Here is a 24893-nt window from a genome sequence, read left to right as displayed (position 1 = left end):
CGCAGGAGACCCGCGGCAGGCCCTAAGTCCCGCCGGGCACCTTTTTGTTGGGCCGTGCGGCGAGTCGCCGGTGAACACCTGAACCGGAAGGCCCCCGAGGGGATGGAAACCACGTCAAGTTGGGTAAAAACACTGCGAGTGCGGCTTAGTTCGTGATTCCCTCAGTGGAGAGAACATTCAGCCCTCGGACCCCAGTTGGACCTGATCGGGCGCTTCCCGCCTCCCACGTGCATCACGCTCGGGGACGCCCCCCTGTCCATGTGTCCATGTGTGTTTTGCGGAGCCGACCCATGCTCACGACCCTCCATACGGCCTATTCCGACACCCGTGCCGCCGATCTGGCCTGGGCGCTGGGGCGTGAACCGCTCCCGGCGCTCGCCGTGCTCGATCTCCATCTCGCCGGTGCCCAACTCCAGTTGCGCCTGCTCGGCGCCTCTCATCAGGTCCTCCTTGAGGAGGACAACGGCAGCTGTTCAGAAACCGTCGCCTGTATGCCGGGCAGCAGCACCCCGCTGCCCCTCGGCGTCTCCAAGCGGCTCGGGGACTGGGAGTACGAGTTCGCGGCCCGGGTGGAGACGCTTGGCGCGGGCTCGTTCGCGGGGCGCGCGCAGGAGCTCCTGGCGCTCGTCTCCGACCATCCCCACGGACTGGCCGGGACGTTCCCGGGCAGTCCGCACGCCTTCACCGCCATGCTCGCCCAGCGGACCGAGGGGCAGGTGCGGTGGCGTACCTGGCACGCGTACCCGCAGGAGGGGCAGTTGGTGGTGACGCGCACCCGGGTGGGTGTGCGGATGCCTGCGGCTGTGCTGTGACGGGGGCCAACTCCGGTGCGGCTGAGCCACTTACACCCTTGTGGGTGACAAGCGGCGACGTGTCAGTGACGTAGCGTTCGCGGCATGATCGACCAGCAGGTGTCGCTGCGAGGGGGCGCGGCGCGGCTTCCCGTACGGCCGAGGACCGGCCGGTACCTCGTGCTGGCCGCGGTCTTCGTCTGCGCCGCCTGCGGTCTGGTGTACGAGCTCGAACTGGTCGCGCTCGCCTCCTATCTGATCGGTGACTCCGTCACCCAGGCGTCCGTCGTGCTCTCCGTGATGGTGTTCGCCATGGGCATCGGTTCGTTGCTCGCGAAACGTTTATGCAGCCGGGCCGCGGTCGGCTTCGGACTGATCGAGGCGGCGCTCGCCCTGGTCGGCGGATCCTCCGCGCTGGTGCTCTACGCGACGTTCGCCTGGATCGGGGAGTCGCGGTACGCCCTGGTCGGCTTCTCGCTGGCGATCGGGGTACTGATCGGCGCGGAGATCCCGCTGCTGATGACGCTGATCCAGCGCGTCGACCGGCAGGACGCGGGCGGGGCCGTCGCCGATCTGTTCGCCGCGGACTACGTGGGGGCCCTGGTCGGCGGGCTGGCGTTCCCGTTCCTGCTGCTGCCGATGCTCGGACAGCTCACCGGGGCGCTGCTCACCGGCGCGGTCAACGCGGCGGCGGGCGGGGCGCTGGTGATGTGGGTGTTCCGGCGGGACCTCAGCTGCCGGTCCCGGTGGCTGCTCATCGTCGCCAACGTGACGGTGATCGCCCTGCTGGCCACGGTCGCGGTGCTGGCCGACGACTTCGAGCGGGCGGCGAGGCGGGCGGTGTACGGGGACCGGGTGCGGGTCGCGATGCAGACCGACGTCCAGGAGGTGGTGCTGACCGGTGCGGGCCGCAGCTCCCTGGACCTCTACCTGGACGGGCGGCTGCGGGTCAGCTCGCGCGACGAGTACCGGTACCACGAGGCGCTGGTGCACCCGGTGATGAACGGGCCGCACGCCCGGGTGCTGATCCTGGGCGGCGGCGACGGTCTGGCGGCCCGCGAGGTGCTGCGCTACGCCGGGGTGCGGAGCGTCACGGTGGTCGAGCTGGACCCGGCCGTCACCCGGTTGGCCCGTACGGACCGGGCGCTCTCCGCGCTGAACGCGCACGCGTACCGGGACCCCCGGCTGACGGCGGTCGCCGGGGACGCTTTCACCTGGCTGCGGGCGGGGCACGGCCGCTACGACGCGGTGATCTCCGACCTGCCGGACCCGGGGATCTCGGCCAGTACGAAGCTCTACTCGGCGGAGTTCTACGGACTGGTCTCCGAGGCCCTCGTGCCGGGCGGCCGGCTGGTGGTGCACGGCGGTCCGCCGGTCGGCCGGCCGCACACGTACTGGACGGTGGAGGCGTCGATGAGGGCGGCGGGGCTGCGTACCCGCCCCTACCGGATCGGCGGCCGGTACGCCGGTTTCGGGTCGGGCCCCGACCGGGCGACGGGCGACGGTACGCAGGTGCACGGCTGGGGGTTCGTCCTGGCCGGGCTGGGCCGGACCCCGGCGCTCGGCCTGGACCCGGACGCGCCCCGGCTGAGGTCCCTGACGGAACCGGTGCTCCAGGAGGCGGGGCGGCAGGCGGAGGCCGGCCGGCTGCCGGGGATGGCGCCCTCGACCCTGGTGCACCCGAGGTACTGGGACGAACCGTGAGCGGGGGTCTGCCGGGGGTCTGTGGGCGGGGGTCCGTGTACCGGGACGAGCGGTGAGCGGGGGTTTCCGGAGGGGGCGAAGCGCTGACGGGACGGCCGGGGCTGAGTAGGCTCGGTTTCCATGGAGCATGAGGTGTTCGTTCCGGTTCCGGTCCCCGTTCTGCGGCGGACCCTGGGCGATCCTGCCCGGGTCGCGCGCTGTGTGCCGGGGCTTCAGCAGGACGCCGACGCGTCCGCGGGCCCGCTGGCCGGCCGGCTCAAGGTGCGGGTCGGCGGCCACACCATCACCTACCGGGGCGCGCTGCGGATCGCCGCGCCGGCGGACGGCCCGGCGGGGGACACCGCGTACGGCGTCTCCGTGACGGGCGAGGGCGTGGAGGCGCGCGGCACCGGCTCGGTGAAGCTGGCCCTGGCCGTCCGGCTGACCGAACGGGACGGCGGTACGGCGATCACGTTCGAGGGCACGGTGAGCGGCGACGGCCGCCTGGTGGAGCTGGACGCGGAGGCGGCGCTCGCCGCCGCCCACCGCCTGCTCGACCGGTTCGCGCAGCAGCTCGTGACCGAGGCGCTCGCCGCGCACGGGGGCGGCGCGGACGGCTCGGAGGGCGGCTCGGAGGACGGGGCCGGGGGTGAGTCCGTGGGCGGCTCCGGCGACGGCTCCGTGACCGGAGCCGATGAGCGGTCCGTCGGGGACGCGGTGGAGAAGGCCATCGAGGAGGCCGCGGAGGAGGCGGACGACACCGGTATCGGGGAGGCCCCGCCCCGGCATGACGCCGCCGCCGACGAGGCCCCCGCCGGTGATCCGTCGTCGGACGGGGCCTCGGTCTTCGACGCGGCGGTGCCGCCGTCCTCGCTGGACCCGGTGGCCGGTATCGAGTTCACCGTTCCGGACGGACCCCCGGCCGAGGCCGCCCATGCCCGGCGCACCATGATCGGGCGCAGCGCGGAAGAGGTCGACCACGCCCCGCCGCGCGGCCGGTACGCACCCGTGCCGGCGCCCGGCTCGACCGGTGCGGGCGCCACGCTGCGCTGGGTGGCCCCGGCCGCCGCGCTCGCCCTCGCCTCGGCCGTGGTGGTGGGCCGGGCGCTGCGGCGCCGGAGGTAGTCGCGCCAGTAGTGTCGTCGTGTGAGCAGCAGCGAGAAGGACGTCCGGCTGTCCGCCGGCGACGCAGAGTTGACCGTGAGCCCCGCCAACGGCTGCCGTATCAGCAGCCTGCGGATCGGTGGCACCGAACTGTTGCGGCAGGGGGAGCGGTACGGCTGCTTCCCGATGGTGCCGTGGTGCGGGCGCATGGAGAACGGGCAGTTCCGCAACGGCGGTGTGCTGCAACGGATGCCGCTGACCGCCCCGCCGCACGCCATCCACGGCACGGGCCGTGACACGGTCTGGCAGACCGACCGGGAGACCGGGACGGAGGCCTCGTTCCACTACGACCTGGCGGAGCCGTGGCCGTACCCGGGCCGGGTGACGCAGGCCTTCGAACTGTCGGAGGACTCCGTCACGTTGGCGTTCGGCATCGAGACGTACGGGGACTCCTTCCCGGCGCAGGCCGGTTGGCACCCCTGGTTCCGGCGCAGCCTCGGCGGCGGAGAGGACGTCCGGATCGCCTTCGACGCGGCCTGGCAGGAGGAGCGGGGCGAGGACCATCTGCCGACCGGCCGCCGCATCCCGCCGCTGGACGGCCCGTGGGACGACGCCTTCGGGATGCCCGACGGAGTCGATGTGACCCTCACCTGGCCGCAGCAGCTGGAGCTGACGGTGAAGAGCCGGGCCGAGTGGGTGGTGGTCTACGACGAGCAGGCCGAGGCGGTCTGCGTGGAGCCGCAGTCCGGCCCGCCGAACGGGCTGAACACCGCGCCCCGCTACGTCACCCCGATCGATCCGCTGGAGATCGCGACGACGTGGAGCTGGCGCAGGCTCTGAGTCCGGGCCCCGGTGCGGGGACGGCGGCCGGTGCGGGCACGGCGGGCGGTGCGGGCACGGCGGCCGGTCCGGGTGCGGCGGCCGGTCCGGGTGCGGCGGCCGGTCCGGGCGCCGGGTACGGGCCGCTGCCGGGCGCCTTATCCTCGTAGCCATGACAGACGTACGCGCTGAGCTGCTGCAGCAGATCAAGGACAAGGCCGTCGTTCACGGCAAGGTGACGCTCTCCTCCGGCCTGGAGGCCGACTGGTACATCGACCTGCGCCGCATCACGCTGGACGGCAAGGCTGCTCCGATGGTCGGCCAGGTCATGCTCGACGCGACCGCGGAGCTGGACTACGACTGCGTGGGCGGGCTGACGCTGGGCGCCGACCCGGTCGCCACCTCGATGCTGCACGCTTCCGCCGCCCGCGGCCAGGAGCTGGACGCGTTCGTCGTCCGCAAGGCGCAGAAGGCCCACGGGATGCAGCGCCGGATCGAGGGCGCAGAGGTCAAGGGCCGGCGCTGCCTGGTCGTCGAGGACACCTCGACGACGGGCGGCTCGCCGCTGACCGCTGTCGAGGCGGTGCGTGAGGCGGGCGGCGAGGTCGTCGCCGTCGCCGTGATCGTGGAGCGGGGCGCTGCTCCGGCTGTTGCCGAGGCGGGTCTCCCGTATGTCCACGTGTACTCGGTCGCGGACCTCGACCTGTCCTGACCTGCGGTTTCTTGCAAGGGCGGGCTGTTTCACGTGAAACGGCCCGCCCTTGTCGTATGTCCGCAGCGGGCGGCCCCGAAGACTGGGGGAGTGCGCCGGGTGGAGCCGGACCGAGAGTCTGGGAAGATGGGGGCGACGATGACGTCGCCCCCAGGTCAGGGAACCAGCAACGCACACCCGCACATCCCAAGGAGCGGACAGATGCCCATCGCAACCCCCGAGGTCTACGCCGAGATGCTCGACCGGGCGAAGGCAGGCAAGTTCGCCTACCCGGCCATCAACGTGACCTCGACCCAGACCCTGCACGCTGCGCTGCGCGGTTTCGCGGAGGCCGAGAGCGACGGCATCATCCAGATGTCCACCGGTGGGGCGGAGTTCCTGGGCGGCCAGTACAACAAGGACATGGTCACGGGCGCCGTCGCCCTGGCCGAGTTCGCGCACATCGTCGCCGCCAAGTACGACATCACGGTCGCGCTGCACACCGACCACTGCCCCAAGGACAAGCTGGACACCTACGTCCGTCCGCTGATCGAGGTCTCCGCGGAGCGCGTCGCCAAGGGTCTGAACCCGCTGTTCCAGTCGCACATGTGGGACGGTTCGGCCGAGACGCTGGCCGACAACCTCGCCATCGGCCAGGAGCTGCTGGCCAAGGCCGCCGCCGCCAAGATCATCCTTGAGGTCGAGATCACCCCGACCGGCGGTGAGGAGGACGGCGTCACGCACGAGATCAACGACGAGCTGTACACGACCGTCGACGACGCGCTGCGCACCGCGGAGGCCCTCGGCCTGGGCGAGAAGGGCCGCTACCTGCTGGCCGCGTCCTTCGGCAACGTGCACGGCGTCTACAAGCCGGGCAACGTCGTGCTCCGCCCCGAGCTCCTGAAGGACCTCCAGGTCGGCGTCTCCGCCAAGTACGGCAAGCCGGCCGGCAGCCAGCCGTTCGACTTCGTCTTCCACGGCGGCTCGGGCTCCACCGCCGAGGAGATCGCCACCGCGCTGGAGAACGGCGTCGTGAAGATGAACCTCGACACCGACACCCAGTACGCCTTCACCCGCCCGGTCGCGGACCACATGTTCCGCAACTACGACGGTGTGCTGAAGGTCGACGGCGAGGTCGGCAACAAGAAGACCTACGACCCGCGCACCTGGGGCAAGGCTGCCGAGGCGGGCATGGCCAAGCGCGTCACGGAGGCCTGCGCCAACCTGCGGTCCACCGGCACCAAGCTGAAGTAGTCCCGGACGGCTGTGTGCGTGGGCCCGGCATCCCTTGGGGTGCCGGGCCCACGGCATGTCCGCACCCGGCAGGAACGACGATCCGAGGTAACAGCTGTGAGCACGTCCTACGACTTCGACACCGTCATCGACCGCCGCGGCACCTGGTGTGTCCAGTGGGACGGGGTGGCGGACCGGTTCGGGGTGGACGGGCTGCTGCCGTTCACCATCTCGGACATGGACTTCGCGACGGCCCCGGAGGTGCTGGCCGCCCTGCGGGCCCGCCTCGACCACGGGGTGTTCGGGTACACCGACTGGCAGCAGGACGACTTCAGGTCCGCGATCGCGCACTGGTACGAGACCCGCTACGACACGACGATCGACACCGGCCGGCTGGTGTACGCGCCGTCCGTGCTCAGCCAGCTGTCGCAGCTGCTCCAGATGTGGACGGCGGAGGGAGAGGGCGTCGTCGTCCACACCCCCACGTACGACGGCTTCCGCAAGGCGATCACCGGGCTCGGGCGGGAGCTGCGCGGGGTGCCGCTGGGGGACCCGGACGCGCTGGAGCGGGAGCTGGCCCGCGCCGACAGCAAGGTCCTGCTGCTCTGCTCGCCGCACAACCCCACCGGGCGGGTGTGGACGGAGTCCGAGCTCGCGGAGATGGCCTCGCTCGCCGCGCGGCACGGCGTCGCGGTGATCAGCGACGAGATCCACGCGGACTTCGTGCACGGCGGGCGCCGGCACGTGCCGTGGACACGGGTGGCGGGCGACGGGCGCTGGGCCCTCATCACGTCCGCCTCGAAGTCGTTCAACTTCCCGGCGCTGACGGGCTCGTACGGGATGGTCGGCCGGCCGGACGACCGGACGGAGTTCCTGCGCCGGATGGAGACCGCGGAGGGGCTCGCCTCGCCCGCGGTGCTCTCGCTGACCGCGCACATCGCCGCGTACCGGGAGGGCGCGGCCTGGCTGGACGCGGTCCGCGCGTACGTCACCGGGAACCTGGAGTTCGTCGCGGAACGCCTGAACGCCGCCTTCCCCGAGCTGGAGTGGGAGCAGCCGCAGGCCGGTTACCTGGCCTGGATCGACCTGCGGAAGGCGGGCGTCGAGGACGAGGCGGAGCTCCAGCGGGTGCTGATCGAGCGGGAGCGGGTCGCGGTGATGCCGGGGAGTGTGTACGGGGCGGAGGGCTTCGTGCGGCTGAACGTGGGGTGCGCGCGGAGCAAGGTGGAGGCGGGGGTGGCCGCGTTGATCCGGGGGGTGGAGGCGGTGCGGGGCGCCGCGTAGCGCCGCGCAGCGGCGGGGGTGCGGGTGGCGGTGCGGGTGGTGCGGGGCGCGGGGCGTTTCGGGGGCGCTGCCCCCGGACCCCCGCTCCTCAATCGCCGGAGGGGCTTGGTTTTGCCCGGCCGCCGCTTGCATGTGCCGGGCATTGGCAGGATCTTCCGGGTGGCTCTTCGGCCCTGTGGCGTCGATGCTGGGGCCATGGTCGAGAGAGCTGCTGATCCCGGTGGCATCCGTGTCACTTCGTCTGTCGGGCGGTGGGTTGTTCTCACGACCGTGCTCGGGTCCAGCATGGCCATGCTGGACTCCACCGTCATCAACGTCGCCCTGCCCCGGATCGGTGAGGACCTCGGCACCGACCTGGCCGCACTCCAGTGGACCGTCAACGCGTACATGCTGACGCTCGCCGGGCTGATCCTGCTCGGCGGGGCGCTCGGGGACCGGTACGGGCGGCGGCGGGTCTTCGTCATCGGGGTCGTGTGGTTCGCGCTGGCCTCGCTGCTCTGCGGAATCGCGCCCAACGCCGTCGTGCTCATCGCCGCCCGTGCCCTCCAGGGCGTCGGCGGGGCGCTCCTCACCCCCGGCTCGCTGGCCCTGATCCAGGCGAGCTTCCACCCGGACGACCGGGCCCGCGCGGTCGGGCTGTGGTCCGGGTTCGGCGGGGTCGGGGCCGCTGTCGGGCCGTTCGTGGGCGGCTGGCTCGTCGACGGGCCCGGCTGGCGGTGGGTGTTCCTGCTCAACCTGCCGCTCGCCACCGTCTGCGTGCCCATCGCGCTGCGCCACGTACCGGAGTCCCGCGATCCGTACGCCCGTGGGCGCTTCGACGTCCTCGGGGCGGCGCTCGGCGCGCTCTCCCTCGCGCTGGTGACGTACGCGCTGATCGAGGCGCCGGGGGCGGGCGCCTCGCCGGCCGTGATCGGGTCCGCGGTGGGCGGGGTGCTGCTCGGCGTCGTGTTCGTCCAGGTCGAGCGGCGGCGGGCGCACCCCATGCTGCCGCCGTCGGTGTTCGCGTCCCGGCAGTTCACCACCGTCAACATCGTCACCCTCTGCGTGTACGCGGCGCTCGGCGGCTACTTCTTCCTCTCCGCGATCCAGCTCCAGGTCGTCGCCGGGTACTCGGCGCTCGGCGCGGGCACCGCGCTGCTGCCGACGACCGTCCTGATGCTGCTGTTCTCCGCCAGGTCGGGCGAGCTGGGCCAGCGCATCGGCCCCCGCATCCCGCTCACCGCGGGCCCGCTGATCGCCGCCGCCGGCATGCTGCTGATGCTGCGCGTGGGGCCGGGCTCCAACACCGTCTCCGGGTACTTCACCGACGTCCTGCCGGCCGTCGCCGTGCTCGGCGTCGGACTGGTCACCGTGGTGGCCCCGCTCACCGCGACCGTCCTGGCCTCCGTGGACACCGGCCGGGCCGGTCTCGCCAGCGGGATCAACAACGCCGCGGCCCGTGCCGCCGGGCTGATCGCGGTGGCCGCGCTGCCGCTGCTCGCCGGGATGGGGCCGGAGGCCTACCGGGACGCCGGGGAGTTCGCCGCGACCTTCCGGCGAGCGATGCCGATGTGCGCCGGGCTGCTGGTGGTGGGCGCCGCGATCGCCTGGGCGACCGTCCGCACGCCCCACGCGGCCGTACAGGAGACCGCACGCCCCGAGTGCACGGTGAACTGCGGCGTCACCGCCCCGCCGCTGGAACCGGCCCCCGAAACGGCCCGCAGGGCGGACGACATCTGAGCGGCTGCCGGCCGCCGTGCGCCCCGGTGCCCGCTGTTTGTGCACCGGCGGCGCCGGTGCCAGGCACACTTGGACCATGTCGATCCACGAGAACCTGCTCGGGGGCCCCGCCCCGACCCACCTGCCCGACGAACCGGGACCGCGCGAACTGCTCGCCGCGGACGTCGCTCCCGCCGAGGTCGCCGCGAAGTACCCGACCTCCTCCTTGGCCTGGGCCCAGCTCGCCGACGAGGCGTTCGAGGGCGGCCGGGTCATCGAGTCGTACGCGTACGCCCGTACCGGCTACCACCGCGGCCTGGACGCACTGCGCCGGGCCGGCTGGAAGGGCCACGGCCCCGTACCGTTCGAGCACGAGCCGAACCGCGGATTCCTGCGCGCCCTGCACGCCCTGGCGCGCGCCGCGCAGGCGATCGGTGAGAAGGAGGAGTACGAGCGCTGCTCGTCGTTCCTCCGGGACTCCTCCCCGACCGCCGCCGAGACCCTCGGCTAGACAGCACCTGCCCCACGCGCCGCGCAGGCCCCGCAGACGTATCCCCGTCTGCGGGGCCTGCGCGCTCCCCGGGGCCGCCGTTTAGGATGCGAACAGGGGACCGGAGCTCCACTTCCTCATGGAAGGGGCGGACCGCTACCCGGAAGCTCGTGTCGAGGAGACAGCGATGTCGACGATTCCCCCCGACCCCGAAGCCACCGGTGCGGCGACCCCGCACCTCGACTTCGCGGGCACGACTCCGTACGAGGACTATGTCCAGGCGGATGTCCTGACCCACCTCCAGCACCTCCGCTCGGACGATCCCGGCGAGATGGTCTTCCTGGTCACCACCCAGGTCATGGAGCTGTGGTTCACCGTCATCGTCCATGAGTGGGAGACCGCCGCGCACGCCCTGCGCGAGGACCGCCTGGACGTCGCGCAGGACGCGCTGAAGCGGTCCCTGCGCCAACTGGAGGCCCTCAACGCCTCCTGGACGCCGCTCGCCCAGCTCACCCCCGCCCAGTTCAACTCCTACCGGTCCTCGCTCGGCGAGGGTTCCGGTTTCCAGTCCGCGATGTACCGGCGGATGGAGTTCCTGCTCGGCGACAAGTCCGCGTCCATGCTGGTACCGCACCGGGGCGCGCCCCGCGTCCACGCGGAGCTGGAGAAGGCGCTCGCGGAGCCGGGCCTGTACGACGAGGCCCTCGCCCTGCTCGCCCGGCGCGGGTACGCGATCCCGGAGACCGTGCTCGGCCGGGACCTGACCAAGAAGTACGAGCCGTCGCCCGAGGTCGAGGCCGTCTGGACGGAGATCTACGCCAACCCCGACCAGAACGACGCACTGGTCCGCCTCGGCGAGGTGCTCACCGATGTGGGCGAGCTGGTGTGGCGATGGCGCAACGACCATCTGCTCGCCACCCGGCGGGCCATGGGCTCCAAGACCGGGACCGGCGGCTCGGCGGGCGTGGCCTGGCTGGAGAAGCGCGCCACCAAGAACGTCTTCCCCGAGCTCTGGACGGCCCGCAGCCATGTCTGACCTCCAGGAGCGCGCACGGGCGCTCGACACCGCCGACGAACTCGCGCCACTGCGCGAGCTGTTCACGCTCGACGACACCGTCTACCTGGACGGCAACTCGCTGGGCGCGCTGCCCCGCCACGTACCCGCCCGGCTGCAGGAGGTCCTCACCCGCGAGTGGGGCGAGCTGCGCATCCGGTCCTGGGGCGAGAGCGGCTGGTGGACCGCGCCGGAGCGGATCGGTGACCGGATCGCGCCGATCGTCGGGGCCGCCGCCGGGCAGATCGTCGTCGGGGACTCCACCAGCGTCAACGTCTTCAAGGCCGTCGTCGCCGCGACCCGGCTGGCGCCGGAGGGCCGCGACGAGATCCTGGTCGACGCGAACACCTTCCCCACCGACGGGTACATCGCCGGGTCCGCCGCCCGGATGACCGGCCACCGGATCGTCCCGGTGGCCCCCGCGGAGGTGCCGGACGCCCTCGGCCCGCGTACCGCGGCCGTCCTGCTCAACCACGTCGACTACCGCTCCGGCAGGCTCCACGACCTGCCCGCGCTCACCGCCGCGGTGCACGCGGCGGGCGCCGTCGCGGTCTGGGACCTGTGCCACAGCGCGGGCGCCCTGCCCGTGGACCTGGACCGGCACGGGGTGGACCTGGCCGTCGGCTGCACGTACAAGTACCTCAACGGCGGGCCCGGTTCGCCCGCCTACCTGTACGTCGCCGCCCGCCACCAGCCGGCCTTCGACTCGCCCCTGCCGGGGTGGACGTCGCACGCCGACCCGTTCGCGATGACCCCCGGCTACGAGGCGGCGGACGGCGCCGTACGGGGCCGGGTCGGGACCCCCGACATCCTGTCGATGCTGGCCCTTGAGTCGTCCCTCGACGTGTGGGACGGGGTCGGGGTCGAGGCGGTACGGGCCAAGTCCCTGGCGCTGACGGACTTCTTCCTGGAGTGCGTCGCGGCGTACGTCCCCGAAGGACGCGTCACCTCGGTGACCCCGGCCGCCCACGCAGAGCGCGGCAGCCAGGTCGCGCTGCGGTGCGAGGACGCCGAACCGGTGATGGCCGCGCTGATCGCACGCGGAGTCGTCGGGGATCTGCGCCGCCCGGATGTGCTGCGGTTCGGATTCACCCCGCTGTACGTGGGATTCGCGGACGCGGAACGCGCGGCGCGGGCGCTCGCGGACGTGTTGGCCGGTTAGCGGCTGTCCGGTGGCGTAGGCTCCCGGGTCAGTCCGGCGACCGGCTCGCCCCGGTCGCCGGACGGGCTCCGGGCGCCGGCGACGGCGGGCAGAATGGGTGCGGCGACAGTCGACGGCGAGGAGTCGCACCGCATGATCTTCGACATCGATTTCAACATCGGCATCGGCATCGACGGGGCGGCCGGGAGCGACCGTTCCGGCTACGTACGGGCCTCGCGCGAGGCCCTCGCCGATCTGGTGCGGCGCCCGGAGGACCTCCGCGCGCTGTGCGATGCCGGCTTTCCGCAGAGCCCCTTCCGGATGGTCCCGGCCATCGCCGCGGACGACTGCGAGGTCGAGACGACCTCCGTGGTGGACCTCGGTTGCGAGGCGCAGGTCGCCCGGCTGGACTCCGGTGACCTGCTGCTCTTCGGCTCGGTCCAGGGCTGGTACCTCTTCCTGCACCTCGGTGACGGCACGGTGCACGCCTTCCCGGACGAGATGGCGCTCTTCGACGGGGACTTCCGTCCGGTGCACACGGACCTCTCCTCGTTGCGGCACATGCTGGAACTCCTGCACCGGCGCAAGCTGCTGATGAGGCGTGAGCCGACCGGCCCCGTCATCGTGGGCCGGCCGTACGCCGAACTCACGCGCTTCGCCGACGGGGTGAGGGACGAGTTCGACGGCGTCGACCCACTGGTCTTCTCCCTGGAGAGCGATCAGGAAAGCCCCTGGATCTTCTTCTTCGCCGACCTTGTGAGCGGGATGTACGACCCGGTGTACTAGCGGCCGGCCGTACACGTCGTCTGGGCGGGAGACCGGGCCGACCGCCGCCGGGGCAGGGAACGCCTTCATACTGATACCGTCCCCGCAGGTCAGCCCAGTTGGGCATTGTCAGGGACGGTTGGAGCAGCATGTCGGATTCTGCCGCGCGTGATCAGGACGCAGCCGAGACCGAGTCCGCGTTCTCGCACCCAGTGGTCGCCCCCGACGCCTCAGCCGCCTACGGCAGCCACCCGGACCAGACGATCGACTTCTACGCCCCGCACGACGGCCGCACCGGAGCGCCCGTCGTGGTCGTCCTGCACGGCGGGGCGTGGCGGGCCCCGTACGACCGGCTCCACATGTCCCCGTTCGCGGGCTTCCTGGCCCGGCGCGGATTCGCCGTCGCCAGCGTCGAGTACCGGCGCGGCAGCGAGCTCCCGCAGCAGCGCGGCTCGGGCCCGGTCGCCGGTCGCTGGCCGGAGACCTTCGACGACGTCGCGGCGGCGATGGACGCGCTGCCCGAGCTGCTGGCGCGGGAGCTGCCCGCGGCGGACGCCCGGCGGATCGTGGTCACCGGCCACTCGGCGGGCGGGCAGCTCGCCCTGTGGGCCGCCGCCCGGCACGTACTGCCGGAGGGCTCTCCGTGGCGGCTGCCGCGACCGCCCGCGCTGCGGGGTGTGGTGGCGCTCGCACCGATCGCGGACTTCGCCTCCGCCGTCGGACTCGATGTGTGCTCCGGCGCGATCGGCCAGTTCCTGGGCACCGACGAGGACTTCGCCGTACGGAGCGCGCAGGCCGACCCGGCGCAGCTGCTGCCCACCGGCATCGCGACCGCCGTGGTGCAGGGCACCGCGGACCTCACGGTTCCGCAGGCCGTCGTGGAGGCGTTCGTCGACACCGCGGCCAAGGAGGGCGAGACCGTGATGCTGACCCTGCTGCCCGGCGTCGGGCACTTCCCGCTGATCGATCCGGCGGCCGACGCGTGCGCGGTGGTGGCCGAGGAGATCGCCCAGCTCGCCTGGTGAAACCTGCGGTGAGACCCGCGGTGGGACCCGCGGTGAAATCCGCGGTGGGACCCGCGGTGAAATCCGCGGTGAAATCCGCGGTGGGACCGGGAACGGGACGCGCGATACGTGGCCGGGGCGGACCCGGGTAGTACTTGCGACGGACGGCCCAGGATCCGTATCTGTGCTGACGACCCCGCCCGGCGCGCCGCCTACCTTGGAAACGTGACCGAGACCAAGACCACGAACCCTGAGCTCCGGGCTGCCGCAGGAGCGATGGCCGGCCTGCGGCAGGACCTGATACACGACGCGTTCGGCTACCACCCGCTGCCGCCCATGCGGACCGACGGGCCGCTGACCCGGCGGCTGCCGGCGCGGCTCCGGGCCCGTGCCGGGTGGACCCCGCACGCGATGGTGCTGGGCGCCGCGCTGATCGCGTTCATGCAGGGTTTCGCCAGCACGGGCAACGCCGGTGTGCTGCTGTCCGGGCTGCTGCCCGCCGTCTGTGTCGCGATGACGCTGATCAGGCCGGTCGGGGCGTTCTGGCTGTCGATGGCGCTGCTCCCGGCGACCTCGCTCCTCGGTGGCGGGGGCGGGCCGTGGGGGCCGAGCTCCTTCTTCGCCCACCTGGTCGTGCTGAACGTCGTCGCGGCCCGGACCCGGCCGCGCACCGCCGCCTGGATGTGGGGGCTGACGCTGCTGTTCGGCACGCTCGTGGAGAACGTCGCGGGGCGGGACTCCTCGCCGGACACCGCAGCCATGGCCGTGGCCTCCGCGTTCGCCCTGCTCGTCGTGAGCCTGGTGCACGTCCGCCGGGAGGCCGAGCGCGACATCACCGTGCAGCGCACCGTCACCGCCGTCGAGCGCGACCGCCGCACCCAGCTGGAGGAGCGCACCACCATCGCCCGCGAACTGCACGACGTGGTCGCCCACCACATGTCCGTCGTCGCGATCCAGGCCGAGGCAGCCCCGTACCGGGTGGAGAATCCGCCGCCCGAGCTGGAGCAGGCCTTCATCACGATCCGGGAGAACGCCGTCGCGGCGCTCACCGAACTGCGCCGGGTGCTCGGCGTCGTACGGGCCGAGGGCTACGAGGCGCCGGACGCGCCCCAGCCCACCCTGGCCGAGCTGGACGGGCTCCTCGCCAATGTCGGGGAGGCGGGACTGACGACGAGCAAGACGGTGACCGGTGCGGTGCGCGAACTGCCGCAGGGCGTCGAGCTGTCGGCGTACCGGATCATCCAGGAGGCCCTCAGCAACACCCTGCGGCACGCACCGGGTGCCACCGCCGGGGTCGAGATCGGCTATGTGCTGGGCGGGCTCGGGCTGCGCGTGGTCAACGGCCCGCCGACCGGCCCGGTGAAACCCTCGCCGGGGGCCGGGCACGGGATCACCGGGATGCGGGAACGGGTCGGGATGCTGAACGGTGAGATGACCGCGGAGGCGACCGCGGACGGCGGTTACGAGGTCACCGCCTTCATCCCCGTCCAGCACACCCCCTCCGACGCCCCCGTGGAGCAGTCATGACGAGCACCCCGGAACCGGCGATCCGGGTTCTGATCGTCGACGACCAGATGATGGTCCGCGAGGGGTTCTCCGTGCTGCTCAACGCGATGCCGGGCATCGAGGTCGTGGGCGAGGCGGTCAACGGCCGCGAGGCGGTCTCGCAGGTCGCCGCGCTCCGCCCCGACGTGGTGCTGATGGACATCCGGATGCCGGAGCTGAACGGGATCGAGGCGACCCGCGAGATCGTCGCCGCCGACCGGGACGCCAAAGTGCTGGTGCTGACCACCTTCGACCTCGACGAGTACGTCTACCAGGCGCTGCGCGCCGGCGCGTCCGGCTTCCTCCTCAAGGACGCCTCGGCCCGGCAGCTCGCGGAGGGCGTCCGGGTGGTGGCCTCCGGCGAGGCGCTGCTCGCCCCCACCGTCACCAAGCGGCTGATCAACGAGTTCTCCAAGCTCGCGGCCGCCCCGCGCCCGCCCGCGCTCGCCCGGATCGGTGACCTCACCGAGCGCGAGACGGAGGTGCTGGTCCTCATCGCCCAGGGCCTGTCGAACGGGGAGATCGCCTCGCACCTGGTGGTCGCGGAGTCCACCATCAAGACCCATGTGAGCCGCATCCTGGTCAAGCTGGGCCTGCGCGACCGCACCCAGGCGGCCGTCTTCGCCTATGAGGCCCGGCTGGTCACGCCGTCCTGAGGAGCGGACGCGTCCCCGGCGCCCGTGGGGATGCGGTCGGGAGGCACGCGCCCCCGGGGCCCGTGGAGAGGTGGCTTGGAGGCAATGGGGCTGGTCCGGTGGCGGACGGCCGGTTAGCGTCGGTTCATGAACCAGCCCCCGCGTGCCGCCGCCGGCTCCGCCGCCCCCTTCGATCCGTGGTCGGCGGCGTTCGTCGCCGACCCGTATCCCGCCTATGCCGAGCTGCGCGCCACCGGCCGGGCGCACTACTTCGAGCCCACCGACCAGTGGCTCGTCCCGCATCACGCCGATGTGTCCGCGCTGCTGCGCGACCGCCGACTGGGGCGGACGTACCTGCACCGGTTCAGCCACGAGGAGTTCGGCCGGACCGCCCCGCCCGCCGAGCACGAGCCGTTCGAGACGCTCAACGGGCAGGGGCTGCTGGACCTGGAGCCCCCGGACCACACCCGGATCCGGCGGCTGGTCTCCAAGGCGTTCACCCCGCGTACCGTCGAGCAGCTCGCGCCGACCGTGCGGCGGCTGGCCGCCGGGCTCGTCGACGACTTCGTCGCGCAGGGCGGGGGCGATCTGCTCACGGCGGTGGCGGAGCCGCTGCCCGTCGCCGTGATCGCCGAGATGCTCGGCATCCCGGAGTCCGACCGCGCGCCGCTGCGGCCCTGGTCCGCGGCGATCTGCGGGATGTACGAGCTGAACCCGTCGGAGGAGACCGCCCGCGCCGCCGTGCGCGCCTCGGTCGACTTCTCCGCGTACCTGCGCGAACTGATCGCCCAGCGGCGCGGCGACCCGGGTACGGACCTGATCTCCGCGCTCATCGCCGCCCACGACGAGGGCGAGCGGCTGACCGAGCAGGAGATGGTCTCCACCTGCGTGCTGCTGCTGAACGCGGGGCACGAGGCGACCGTCAACACCACGGTGAACGGCTGGTGGACGCTGCTGCGCCACCCCCGGCAGCTGGCCGCGCTGCGGGCCGACCACGGGCTGCTGCCGTCCGCGATCGAGGAGCTGATGCGGTACGACACCCCGCTCCAGATGTTCGAGCGCTGGGTCCTGGACGACATCGAGATCGGCGGCACGGTCATTCCGCGCGGTTCCGAGGTGGCCCTGCTCTTCGGCTCGGCCAACCGCGACCCGGCCCGCTTCCCCGAGCCGGACACCCTGGACCTCTCCCGGCAGGAGAACCCGCACATCACGTTCGGCGCGGGCATCCACTTCTGCCTGGGCGCTCCGCTGGCCCGGGTGGAACTGGCCGCCTCCTTCGGGGAGTTGCTGCGCAAGGCGCCGGACATGCGGCTGGTCGAGGAGCCGGAGTGGAATCCGGGGTACGTGATCCGGGGCGTGAAGGAGCTGCGCGTCGAGCTGTGACCGGCGGGGGTGCGGGGCCGCTGCGTTTGCGGGTCACCTCCCCCCCCGCTCAGTTCAGCATGTCGCGCCGCCGCAGCGCCGCCAGCCCTCCCGCGGTCAGGGCCGCCGCGAGCACGGTGAGCAGCACCGCCGGACCCCACACCAGCTCCGCCCCGGGCAGCTTCGGCAGGTGCGTGAACGGCGACAGGTCCATCACCGGCTGCGGCAGATCCAGGGCCGGGCCGATCCAGCCCAGTGCCAGACAGATCCCCACCAGTCCCCAGGCGGCCGGGGCGGCCTTCGGCAGCGTCCCGTACAGCAGGGCCGTCACGCCGCCCAGCAGCCAGACGGCGGGCAGTTGTATCAGTGCGGCGCCGAGCACGGCGGGCAGTTCGTGCCCGTATCCGGCGGCGAGGCCGAGGCCGCCGGCCACCATGATCAGCCCGGCGCCGCCGAACGCGATGAGCAGGTGACCGGCCGCCCAGCCGATCCGGCCGACCCCGCCCGCCAGCACCGGTTCGGCCAGCCCGGCGGTCTCCTCGCCATGCGGGCGCAGCACGGAGGAGACGATGTACAGCGCCGCCACCGTGCCGAGCACGGAGACCATCGAGGCGAGAAACGCGTCGGTCAGACCGGCCTGGCCGCCCATCCGCTCGAAGATCTCCCTGGTCTTCTCGTTGTCCCCCACGAGATCGGCCGCTCCGCCGGTCAGCCCGCCGAAGACGGCGCCGACCGCGGCGAACGACACCGTCCAGCCCAGCAGCGCACCGCGCTGGAGCCGTACGGCGAGTCCGAAGGCGGTGGAGATCCGGCCCCGGGCGGGTCCCGGCCGGGTCGCCAGGAAGCTCATGCCGACATCGCGCCGCCCGGTCAGCGCGTACGCCGCGGCGCACTGCACCGCCACGGCCCCGGCGATCACCATGAGCACCCACCACCGCTCGTCCGCGTACGGCCGGACGTTCTCCGCCCAGCCGATCGGGGAGAGCCAGGTGAACACGGACGAACCGTCGTCCGTCGCGGAGTCGCCCGCCGCCTTCAGGACGAACGCGGCGCCGATCACCGCGGCCGTCAGCCCCTTCGCGAGCCGGGCGCTCTCGGTGAACTGCGCGGCGATAGCGGCGGTGCAGGCGAACAGCACACCGACCCCGGCGACGGCCAGCGCGATCGCCACCGCCCCGGCGCCGCCCGCCCCGGATCCGGCCATCCCGGCCATGATCACCAGGGCCAGCGCGGCGTTGGCGACGACGGCCGCGAGCAGCGCGGCGGTCAGCGGGGCGCGGCGGCCCACTACGGCGGAGGAAAGCATCTCCTGACGGCCGGTCTCCTCCTCCTCGCGGGTGTGCCGCACGACGACCACGAGGCTCATCACCGCGGCCAGCGCGGCGCCGAAGGCGATCATGCGCCAGCTGACGAGCCCGCCGACGGAGTCGCTGAACACCGGCCCGTACATCGCCCGCAGAGAGCTGTTGCCGTTCATCGAGGCGGCGAGCTCGGCGCGCTGGGACTCCGTGTCGTAGAGCGAGGAGATGGACTTCCCGACGGAGGAGAACGAGCCGCCCAGCACGATCACCCAGAGCGGCATGATGATCCGGTCGCGCCGCAGCGCGAGCCTCAGCAGGGCCCAGGTCCCCACGAGCTGTCGGGTGCCGGTCCCGGTCCGGCGCCCGGTGCCGGCCGGTGCGGTCATGGTCACGGCAGTCATCGCGCCGCCACCCCCGTGTCGGCGCCCGCGCCCGCGGCGTCCGCGTCGGCTGTGTCGGTTGTGTCGGCCGCGTCGGCCGTGTAGTGCCGCAGGAACAGCTCCTCCAGCGTGGGCGGGGTGCTGGTCAGCGACCGGACCCCGGACGCGGTGAGCGATCTCAGGACGGCGTCGAGCTTGTCCGTGTCGACCTGGAGCGAGACCTCGTGCCCCCGCACGTCCAGATCGTGCACCCCGGGCAGGGCGGACAGCCCGGCGGGCTCACCGGCCAGCTCGGCCTTGATGTTCGTCCGCGTCAGATGACGCATCCCGGCCAGCGAGCCCGTCTCCACCGTCCGCCCCTGGCGGATGATGCTGACCCGGTCGCAGAGCGACTCGACCTCGCTGAGGATGTGGCTGGAGAGCAGCACCGTGCGCCCGCGCTCTCGCTCCTCCGCCACGCAGCTCTGGAAGACCTCCTCCATCAGCGGGTCGAGCCCGCTGGTCGGCTCGTCCAGGATCAGCAGGTCGACATCGGAGGCGAACGCGGCGACCAGGGCGACCTTCTGCCGGTTGCCCTTGGAGTACGTACGCCCCTTCTTGGTCGGGTCGAGCTCGAACCGCTCCACGAGCTCCGCACGGCGGGCGTCGTCCAGCCCGCCGCGCAGCCGCCCGTACAGATCGATCACCTCGCCGCCGGAGAGGTTGCGCCACAGCGTGACGTCACCGGGGACGTACGCCACCCGCCGGTGCAGCTCCACCGCGTCGTGCCAGGGGTCGCGGCCGAGCAGCTGAGCGGCGCCGGAGTCGGCCCGCAGCAGGCCCAGCAGGACCCGGATGGTGGTGGACTTCCCCGACCCGTTGGGCCCGAGGAAGCCGTGGACCTCACCGGACTCGACGGTCAGGTCGAGCCCGTCCAGCGCATGCGTCCGGCCGAACGACTTGTGCAGTCCGGCCACGGTGATTGCCTTCGTCATGATTTTGAACGTACGCTACTTTCACAAATTTGTGAAGTTAAGGAAACGTATAAACTCGGACGAGTGACTGGGCCGGAATGAGGCCGGGACGAGGACGGGTACGCAGGGAGACGATGGGGCTGATGAGCAGCGAATCCGCGGAGAAGGCAGAGGACGGGCAGGACGCGGGCGGGGCGTCGGACGGGGCGCCCGCGCAGCGGGACGCGGAGGCGGTCTCGCGCTTCGTCGAGCGGTTCGCGTCCGAGATGACCGAGGCGGGGATGCAGCGGATGGCGTCCCGGGTCTTCGCCGCCCTGCTCGCGGACGACGACGCCTCGATGACCTCCGCCGAGCTCGCCCTGGCGCTCCAGATCAGCCCGGCCGCCGTGTCCGGCGCGGTGAATTACCTCACTCAGGTCAGCATGGTCGGCCGGGAACGCGAACCGGGCTCGCGCCGCGACCGCTACCGCCTGCACAACGAGATCTGGTACACCACCTTCGCCAGCCGCGACCAGGTGCTGACCCGCTGGGAGCGCACCCTCAGGGAGGGCGCCCGCACGCTCGGCGAGCACACGCCCGCCGGCGCCCGGATCGCGGAGACGGCGGCGTTCTTCGAGTTCCTCCAGTCGGAGCTGGAGGGGCTGATGGCCCGCTGGCACGACCACCGCAAGACGCTCGACCTCCCGGCGGCGGACGGATACGCGGGCCCCTGAGCGCCGCCGGGGCGGGCCGCCCCGGTGGCCTACGCCGCCGGCACCGGCAGCATCAGCCCCCACGCCCCCGCCCGCACCGTCCAGGTGCGCGTCCGCACCGGCCCGCCGACCTGTATGTCCGCGCGGTAGCGGAAGTCGGGCCCCGACACCGTGACGGCCTTGGCCCCCGTGCTGACCGGGTCACCGTCCGGCGGGTGGATCGTCACCTGTGCGAGGCCGCCGACGCCGCCGACACCGCACCCCGAGGTCACCGTCACCGCTTCGACCGGCTGGTCCAGATCGTTCAGCAGGACCCCGTCCGCCTCGATCCGCAGCCGGTGCGTGCGCAGCGGCATGGGCAGGGCGGAGGGCGCCGGGTGCACCAGGGTCCGGACCAGGGAACGGCAGGTGTCCCAGACCGCGGTGACGCCCGAGTGGGCGCCCTCCGTGCCCGGCGCGCTGCTCGGGGCCGGGATGCGCAGCGCGCCCAGGACCACGCCGTCGCTGTCGTCGACCATCAGGTCCAGCCGCCGCACGGCGCCGTCCAGCGCGGTGCGGGCCGCCTCCACCGCGCTCGACGGCACGCCGAGGGAACAGGCCAGTTCCAGGGCCGCCGCCGCACCGACCGGGATCAGCGAAAGGGCGCTTCCGGCTGGTTCCCGCTCCCGGTGCAGCTGGGCCACCGCCCGCCTCAGCGCCCGGTCGTCACCGATCACCACCGGCCGTCGGCCGCCCCTGCGGGAAAGGGCGCGGGCGAACTCCTCCGGCCCGTCCGGTAGGCAGATCTTGGCGTGCGAGCCCGCGCTCAGCACGTCCTTCGCGATACGGACGGACTCGCCGTCCGTCCGGCGGGCGACCGGATCGATCACCACCAGCAGATGGGGCGCACCGTTACCGGGGGGCTGGGCAGCCGACACCTCGGTCCTTCCTCGGGTAGCATCTTGGTGCAAGAGCCCCTTGCGCTATTGCGCCAGGGGCTTGGTCTATTCCGGGGCACCCGGTTCGACGGTTCAGGCCTTGTCGTACAACGTCGTACGGCATGTACGACGTTTACGTACGCCCCCTGACCTTGGACATGCCCCGCCCGGAAGGGGTGTACGCCTGTGCCCGCACTTGTGCTGCTCGGTGCTCAGTGGGGTGACGAGGGCAAGGGGAAGGCCACCGACCTCCTCGGTGGATCCGTGGACTATGTGGTGCGATACCAGGGCGGCAACAATGCCGGCCACACGGTGGTCGTCGGCGACCAGAAGTACGCACTGCATCTCCTCCCCTCCGGAATCCTGTCACCGGGGTGTACCCCGGTCATCGGAAACGGTGTCGTGGTCGACCCGGCCGTCCTGCTCTCCGAGCTGAGTGGGCTGAACGACCGCGGCGTGGACACGTCCAAGCTGCTGATCAGCGGCAACGCTCATTTGATCACCCCGTACAACGTCACCGTCGACAAGGTGACGGAACGGTTCCTCGGAAAGCGCAAGATCGGTACGACCGGGCGCGGTATCGGCCCGACGTACGCCGACAAGATCAACCGGGTCGGCATCCGCGTCCAGGACCTCTACGACGAGTCGATCCTGGAGCAGAAGGTCGAGGCGGCCCTGGAGCAGAAGAACCAGCTGCTGGCCAAGGTCTTCAACCGGCGCGCGATCGAGGCCGGCAAGGTCGTCGAGGACATGCTCCAGTACGCGGAGCAGATCAAGCCCTTCGTCGCCGACACGACGCTGATCCTGAACAACGCCATCGACGCGGGCAAGGTCGTCCTCTTCGAGGGCGGTCAGGGCACGCTGCTCGACGTCGACCACGGCACGTATCCCTTCGTCACCTCGTCGAACCCGACCGCGGGCGGCGCCTGCACCGGCTCCGGTGTGGGACCGACGAAGATCAGCCGCGTCATCGGCATCCTCAAGGCCTATACGACGCGCGTCGGCGCCGGTCCGTTCCCGACGGAGCTGCTCGACGAGGACGGCGAGGCGCTGCGCAGGATCGGTGGCGAGCGCGGTGTCACCACCGGCCGTGACCGCCGCTGCGGCTGGTTCGACGCCCCGATCGCGCGGTACGCGACCCGGGTCAACGGCCTCACCGACTTCTTCCTCACCAAGCTCGACGTCCTCACCGGCTGGGAGCAGATCCCGGTCTGCGTGGCGTACGAGATCGACGGCAAGCGCGTCGAGGAGCTCCCGTACAACCAGACCGACTTCCACCACGCGAAGCCGGTCTACGAGATGCTGCCGGGCTGGTCCGAGGACATCACCAAGGCGAAGACCTTCGCCGACCTGCCGAAGAACGCGCAGGGTTACGTGAAGGCGCTGGAGGAGATGTCCGGCGCCCCGATCTCCGCGATCGGCGTCGGCCCCGGCCGGACCGAGACGATCGAGATCAACTCGTTCCTGTAGGGAAAAACGTGAGGGCGGCCGACGGGGAGGACGCGTCGGCCGCCTTCGCGTATCCGCACGGCGGGGCGGGCGGGTTGACTAGGGTGGTTGTGCGCCGAGGCCCCCAGGTCCGCGCTTGATCAACCGGATGGTGAGGAGAGACGGCTCATGCCGGTCAGGAAGCCGCCCACCGCTCGACAGCGGCGGCTCGGTGCAGAGCTTCGGCGGATGCGGGAGCATGCCGGGCTGTCCCTGACCGATGCCGCCGTTCGGCACCGGGTGGACAAGACCGCGATCAGCAACACGGAGGCGGCGCGGTTCGGGGTGAGTCCCGACCGGGTACGAGTGTGGGCGTCCAACTACTCCTGTCCCGACCAGGCTTACGTCGACGCTCTGGCCGACATGGCGCGGGAACGCGGCTCCAGTTGGTGGGACGAGTATCGCGATTCACTGCCCGCAGAGCTCCTGGACCTGGCCGAGATGGAGCATCACGCGTCGATGCTGCGGTCGGCCCAGATCATGCACATCCCCGGAATTCTGCAACAGCCCGACTACATGCGGGGGATCTTCGCGGAAGCGGTGCCGGCGATGCGCCCGGAAACCCTGGACCGGCACACGGAGTTCCGCATCAGACGGGCCGCGCTACTCGACCGTGCTGATCCGCCGCCGTGCGAATTCGTCATCCACGAGTCCGCGCTGAGGATGCGGTTCGGTGATCGCAACGTACTGCGCAGGCAGCTTGAGTACATGCTGGAGCAGTCTGACCGGCCCGGCATCACGCTGCGCATCGTGCCTTTCGAAGCGGGCGGGTTCGCGAACGCGGGGAGTTCGATCCTGTACGCGTGTGGCCCGGTATCCGCACTGGACACCGTTCAGATCGATGTCCCCACAGGCGCGACCTTCCTGGACGCCGAGAACTACCTCGTGAACTATCGTGCGGTTCTTGATCGTATGCGTGAACGCGCCATCGGCCCGGAGGCCTCCGTCGGCTTCATCCGGGAAGTGGCCAAAGGAATCTAGAGGTTGGAAAGCGGTGGAACTTCACTGGCGCAAGGCGTCCTTCTCGGCAGACACGGGGGCCTGCGTCGAGCTGGCTGAGCAGGATGGCGAGATCCTCCTGCGCGAGAGCGACGACCCAGGCGTGGTTGTCCGGACCACCAAGGGGAAGCTGGCGGCCTTCCTGGACGGAGCCAAGGCCGGCGAGTTCGATGACCTTGTGTAGGGGCGAGTCGCGGCATATGCCAATCCAACTCATCGCGCATCAATGTTGATGCGGCAGCATGATTTCGCTACCCTTTGAGTGCGGGTGGTAGTCGCATGACTACCGCGTGAACGCAAAGTGCCCCGGCGGTGTCCTACCACCCCGGGGCATGACCAACGCCTCAAAGGAGCGTCAGCATGTTCCATCATATCCGCACGCGCCTCTCGCGCGTCCTGCGCGTCCGGCCCGTCGTCCTTCCGCAGCCTCAACCTCCGTACGTGCGGAGCGTCCTGCGCCTCGCGCCCCGTACGCGTCCTGCGGTCATCGATCCCGAACGCCGCCTGCGGCGCACCGTCATGCGGCTTGCGCTGGACGGTCTCGTGGCGGCGACGGCGCGGGGGACGGTCTGATGGGCGCCCGGGGAGAGGTACGGGTCAGCCGGGTGCCCAGCAAGCCCGTGCGGCGGGAGGCGGACGGGTCGCTGTTCATCGACCTCTGGCTGCGCCGGGGCGGGGCCTTCGAGGAGGACGCCGCGTTGCGGCTGACGCCCGCCGAGGCCGAGATGCTGCACGCGCAGCTCTGCTACGCGCTCGACGACGAAACGGCCGAGCTCGGCGGTCCGGTCGCGGAGCGTCCCGACTGCCGCAGGGACGTGCTCAGCACGCGGCGTACGCTCTGACGGCCGGGAAGCCCGTCCGCCC

Annotated in this window: 25 protein-coding genes; 22 read left to right on the top strand and 3 right to left on the bottom strand. The window is 72.0% G+C overall.

Annotated elements, in window-relative coordinates; genetic code table 11:
* Window positions 1-290 precede the first annotated feature (290 nt).
* From OG892_RS18365 to OG892_RS18290, 16 genes are all read left to right on the top strand, one after another.
* Complete coding sequence (locus OG892_RS18365; RefSeq protein WP_073733506.1) at window positions 291-812, top strand: DUF2617 family protein; 522 nt, start codon at window positions 291-293, stop codon at window positions 810-812.
* Window positions 813-896: 84 nt separating this feature from the next.
* Entirely contained in the window at window positions 897-2495 is a 1599-nt protein-coding gene (locus tag OG892_RS18360; RefSeq protein ID WP_371629709.1) for a polyamine aminopropyltransferase, read from the top strand.
* Between the two features lie 120 nt (window positions 2496-2615).
* Window positions 2616-3599: an SRPBCC domain-containing protein gene (locus OG892_RS18355; protein WP_371629708.1), complete on the top strand. Its 984-nt coding sequence runs from the start codon at window positions 2616-2618 to the stop codon at window positions 3597-3599.
* A 21-nt stretch (window positions 3600-3620) separates the two neighbouring features.
* Entirely contained in the window at window positions 3621-4418 is a 798-nt protein-coding gene (locus tag OG892_RS18350) for an aldose 1-epimerase (protein ID WP_371629707.1), read from the top strand.
* A 151-nt stretch (window positions 4419-4569) separates the two neighbouring features.
* Window positions 4570-5109, top strand: a complete 540-nt coding sequence (gene pyrE / locus OG892_RS18345; RefSeq protein WP_073733510.1) for an orotate phosphoribosyltransferase — start codon at window positions 4570-4572, stop codon at window positions 5107-5109.
* Between the two features lie 201 nt (window positions 5110-5310).
* Complete coding sequence (gene fbaA, locus OG892_RS18340) at window positions 5311-6342, top strand: class II fructose-bisphosphate aldolase (protein WP_024494502.1); 1032 nt, start codon at window positions 5311-5313, stop codon at window positions 6340-6342.
* Between the two features lie 96 nt (window positions 6343-6438).
* On the top strand, window positions 6439-7605 hold the full coding sequence (locus OG892_RS18335; RefSeq protein WP_371629706.1) for a MalY/PatB family protein: 1167 nt from the start codon (window positions 6439-6441) through the stop codon (window positions 7603-7605).
* Between the two features lie 195 nt (window positions 7606-7800).
* Entirely contained in the window at window positions 7801-9324 is a 1524-nt protein-coding gene (locus tag OG892_RS18330) for an MFS transporter (RefSeq protein ID WP_371629705.1), read from the top strand.
* Window positions 9325-9400: 76 nt separating this feature from the next.
* Window positions 9401-9814, top strand: a complete 414-nt coding sequence (locus OG892_RS18325; RefSeq protein WP_073733513.1) for a DUF3151 domain-containing protein — start codon at window positions 9401-9403, stop codon at window positions 9812-9814.
* 166 nt (window positions 9815-9980) lie between these two features.
* Window positions 9981-10829 (top strand): tryptophan 2,3-dioxygenase family protein, encoded by an 849-nt coding sequence (locus tag OG892_RS18320; RefSeq protein WP_073733514.1) that lies wholly within the window; start codon window positions 9981-9983, stop codon window positions 10827-10829.
* Complete coding sequence (gene kynU, locus OG892_RS18315) at window positions 10822-12009, top strand: kynureninase (RefSeq protein WP_371629704.1); 1188 nt, start codon at window positions 10822-10824, stop codon at window positions 12007-12009. The genes OG892_RS18320 and kynU overlap by 8 nt, the downstream gene beginning before the upstream one ends.
* Before the next feature lie 93 nt (window positions 12010-12102).
* Complete coding sequence (locus OG892_RS18310; RefSeq protein WP_371629703.1) at window positions 12103-12774, top strand: SUKH-4 family immunity protein; 672 nt, start codon at window positions 12103-12105, stop codon at window positions 12772-12774.
* Between the two features lie 128 nt (window positions 12775-12902).
* Window positions 12903-13778 (top strand): S9 family peptidase, encoded by an 876-nt coding sequence (locus tag OG892_RS18305; protein WP_073733517.1) that lies wholly within the window; start codon window positions 12903-12905, stop codon window positions 13776-13778.
* 255 nt (window positions 13779-14033) lie between these two features.
* A complete protein-coding gene (locus OG892_RS18300; RefSeq protein ID WP_079193217.1) occupies window positions 14034-15284 on the top strand; it encodes a histidine kinase in 1251 nt (416 codons plus the stop codon).
* Complete coding sequence (locus tag OG892_RS18295; protein ID WP_073733519.1) at window positions 15281-15958, top strand: response regulator transcription factor; 678 nt, start codon at window positions 15281-15283, stop codon at window positions 15956-15958. The genes OG892_RS18300 and OG892_RS18295 overlap by 4 nt, the downstream gene beginning before the upstream one ends.
* Window positions 15959-16084: 126 nt before the next feature.
* Window positions 16085-17320: a cytochrome P450 gene (locus OG892_RS18290; RefSeq protein WP_073733520.1), complete on the top strand. Its 1236-nt coding sequence runs from the start codon at window positions 16085-16087 to the stop codon at window positions 17318-17320.
* Window positions 17321-17369: 49 nt separating this feature from the next.
* Here OG892_RS18290 and OG892_RS18285 read toward each other — a convergent pair whose 3' ends face one another.
* Together OG892_RS18285 and OG892_RS18280 are read right to left on the bottom strand one after the other, a co-directional pair.
* A complete protein-coding gene (locus OG892_RS18285) occupies window positions 17370-19001 on the bottom strand; it encodes an ABC transporter permease (protein WP_371629702.1) in 1632 nt (543 codons plus the stop codon).
* Window positions 18998-19954 carry an ATP-binding cassette domain-containing protein gene (locus tag OG892_RS18280; protein WP_371629701.1) on the bottom strand — a complete coding sequence of 319 codons (957 nt, stop codon included), beginning with the start codon at window positions 19952-19954 and terminating at the stop codon, window positions 18998-19000. The genes OG892_RS18285 and OG892_RS18280 overlap by 4 nt, the downstream gene beginning before the upstream one ends.
* Window positions 19955-20076: 122 nt before the next feature.
* Between OG892_RS18280 and OG892_RS18275 the strand changes: the two genes are divergently transcribed.
* Window positions 20077-20646 carry a GbsR/MarR family transcriptional regulator gene (locus OG892_RS18275; protein ID WP_371629700.1) on the top strand — a complete coding sequence of 190 codons (570 nt, stop codon included), beginning with the start codon at window positions 20077-20079 and terminating at the stop codon, window positions 20644-20646.
* Window positions 20647-20675: 29 nt separating this feature from the next.
* Here OG892_RS18275 and OG892_RS18270 read toward each other — a convergent pair whose 3' ends face one another.
* A complete protein-coding gene (locus OG892_RS18270; RefSeq protein WP_371629699.1) occupies window positions 20676-21542 on the bottom strand; it encodes a diacylglycerol kinase in 867 nt (288 codons plus the stop codon).
* Window positions 21543-21728: 186 nt separating this feature from the next.
* Between OG892_RS18270 and OG892_RS18265 the strand changes: the two genes are divergently transcribed.
* The 5 genes from OG892_RS18265 to OG892_RS18245 all read left to right on the top strand — a co-directional run bounded on the left by OG892_RS18265 (window position 21729) and on the right by OG892_RS18245 (window position 24871).
* Entirely contained in the window at window positions 21729-23012 is a 1284-nt protein-coding gene (locus tag OG892_RS18265) for an adenylosuccinate synthase (protein WP_073733524.1), read from the top strand.
* Between the two features lie 147 nt (window positions 23013-23159).
* Window positions 23160-24011, top strand: a complete 852-nt coding sequence (locus OG892_RS18260; RefSeq protein WP_371629698.1) for a helix-turn-helix domain-containing protein — start codon at window positions 23160-23162, stop codon at window positions 24009-24011.
* A gap of 13 nt (window positions 24012-24024) precedes the next feature.
* Window positions 24025-24213 carry a DUF397 domain-containing protein gene (locus OG892_RS18255; RefSeq protein WP_371629697.1) on the top strand — a complete coding sequence of 63 codons (189 nt, stop codon included), beginning with the start codon at window positions 24025-24027 and terminating at the stop codon, window positions 24211-24213.
* A 176-nt stretch (window positions 24214-24389) separates the two neighbouring features.
* A complete protein-coding gene (locus OG892_RS18250) occupies window positions 24390-24602 on the top strand; it encodes a hypothetical protein (RefSeq protein WP_073733527.1) in 213 nt (70 codons plus the stop codon).
* Complete coding sequence (locus tag OG892_RS18245) at window positions 24602-24871, top strand: hypothetical protein (RefSeq protein ID WP_328866479.1); 270 nt, start codon at window positions 24602-24604, stop codon at window positions 24869-24871. The genes OG892_RS18250 and OG892_RS18245 overlap by 1 nt, the downstream gene beginning before the upstream one ends.
* The last annotated feature ends 22 nt before the right edge of the window (window positions 24872-24893 follow it).

Origin of the sequence: Streptomyces sp. NBC_00341 (assembly GCF_041435055.1) — a bacterium.
In the GTDB taxonomy this organism is placed as follows: domain Bacteria; phylum Actinomycetota; class Actinomycetes; order Streptomycetales; family Streptomycetaceae; genus Streptomyces.
Note: the sequence above shows the minus strand (reverse complement) of the source record. Positions and strands in the feature narration are given on the sequence as shown.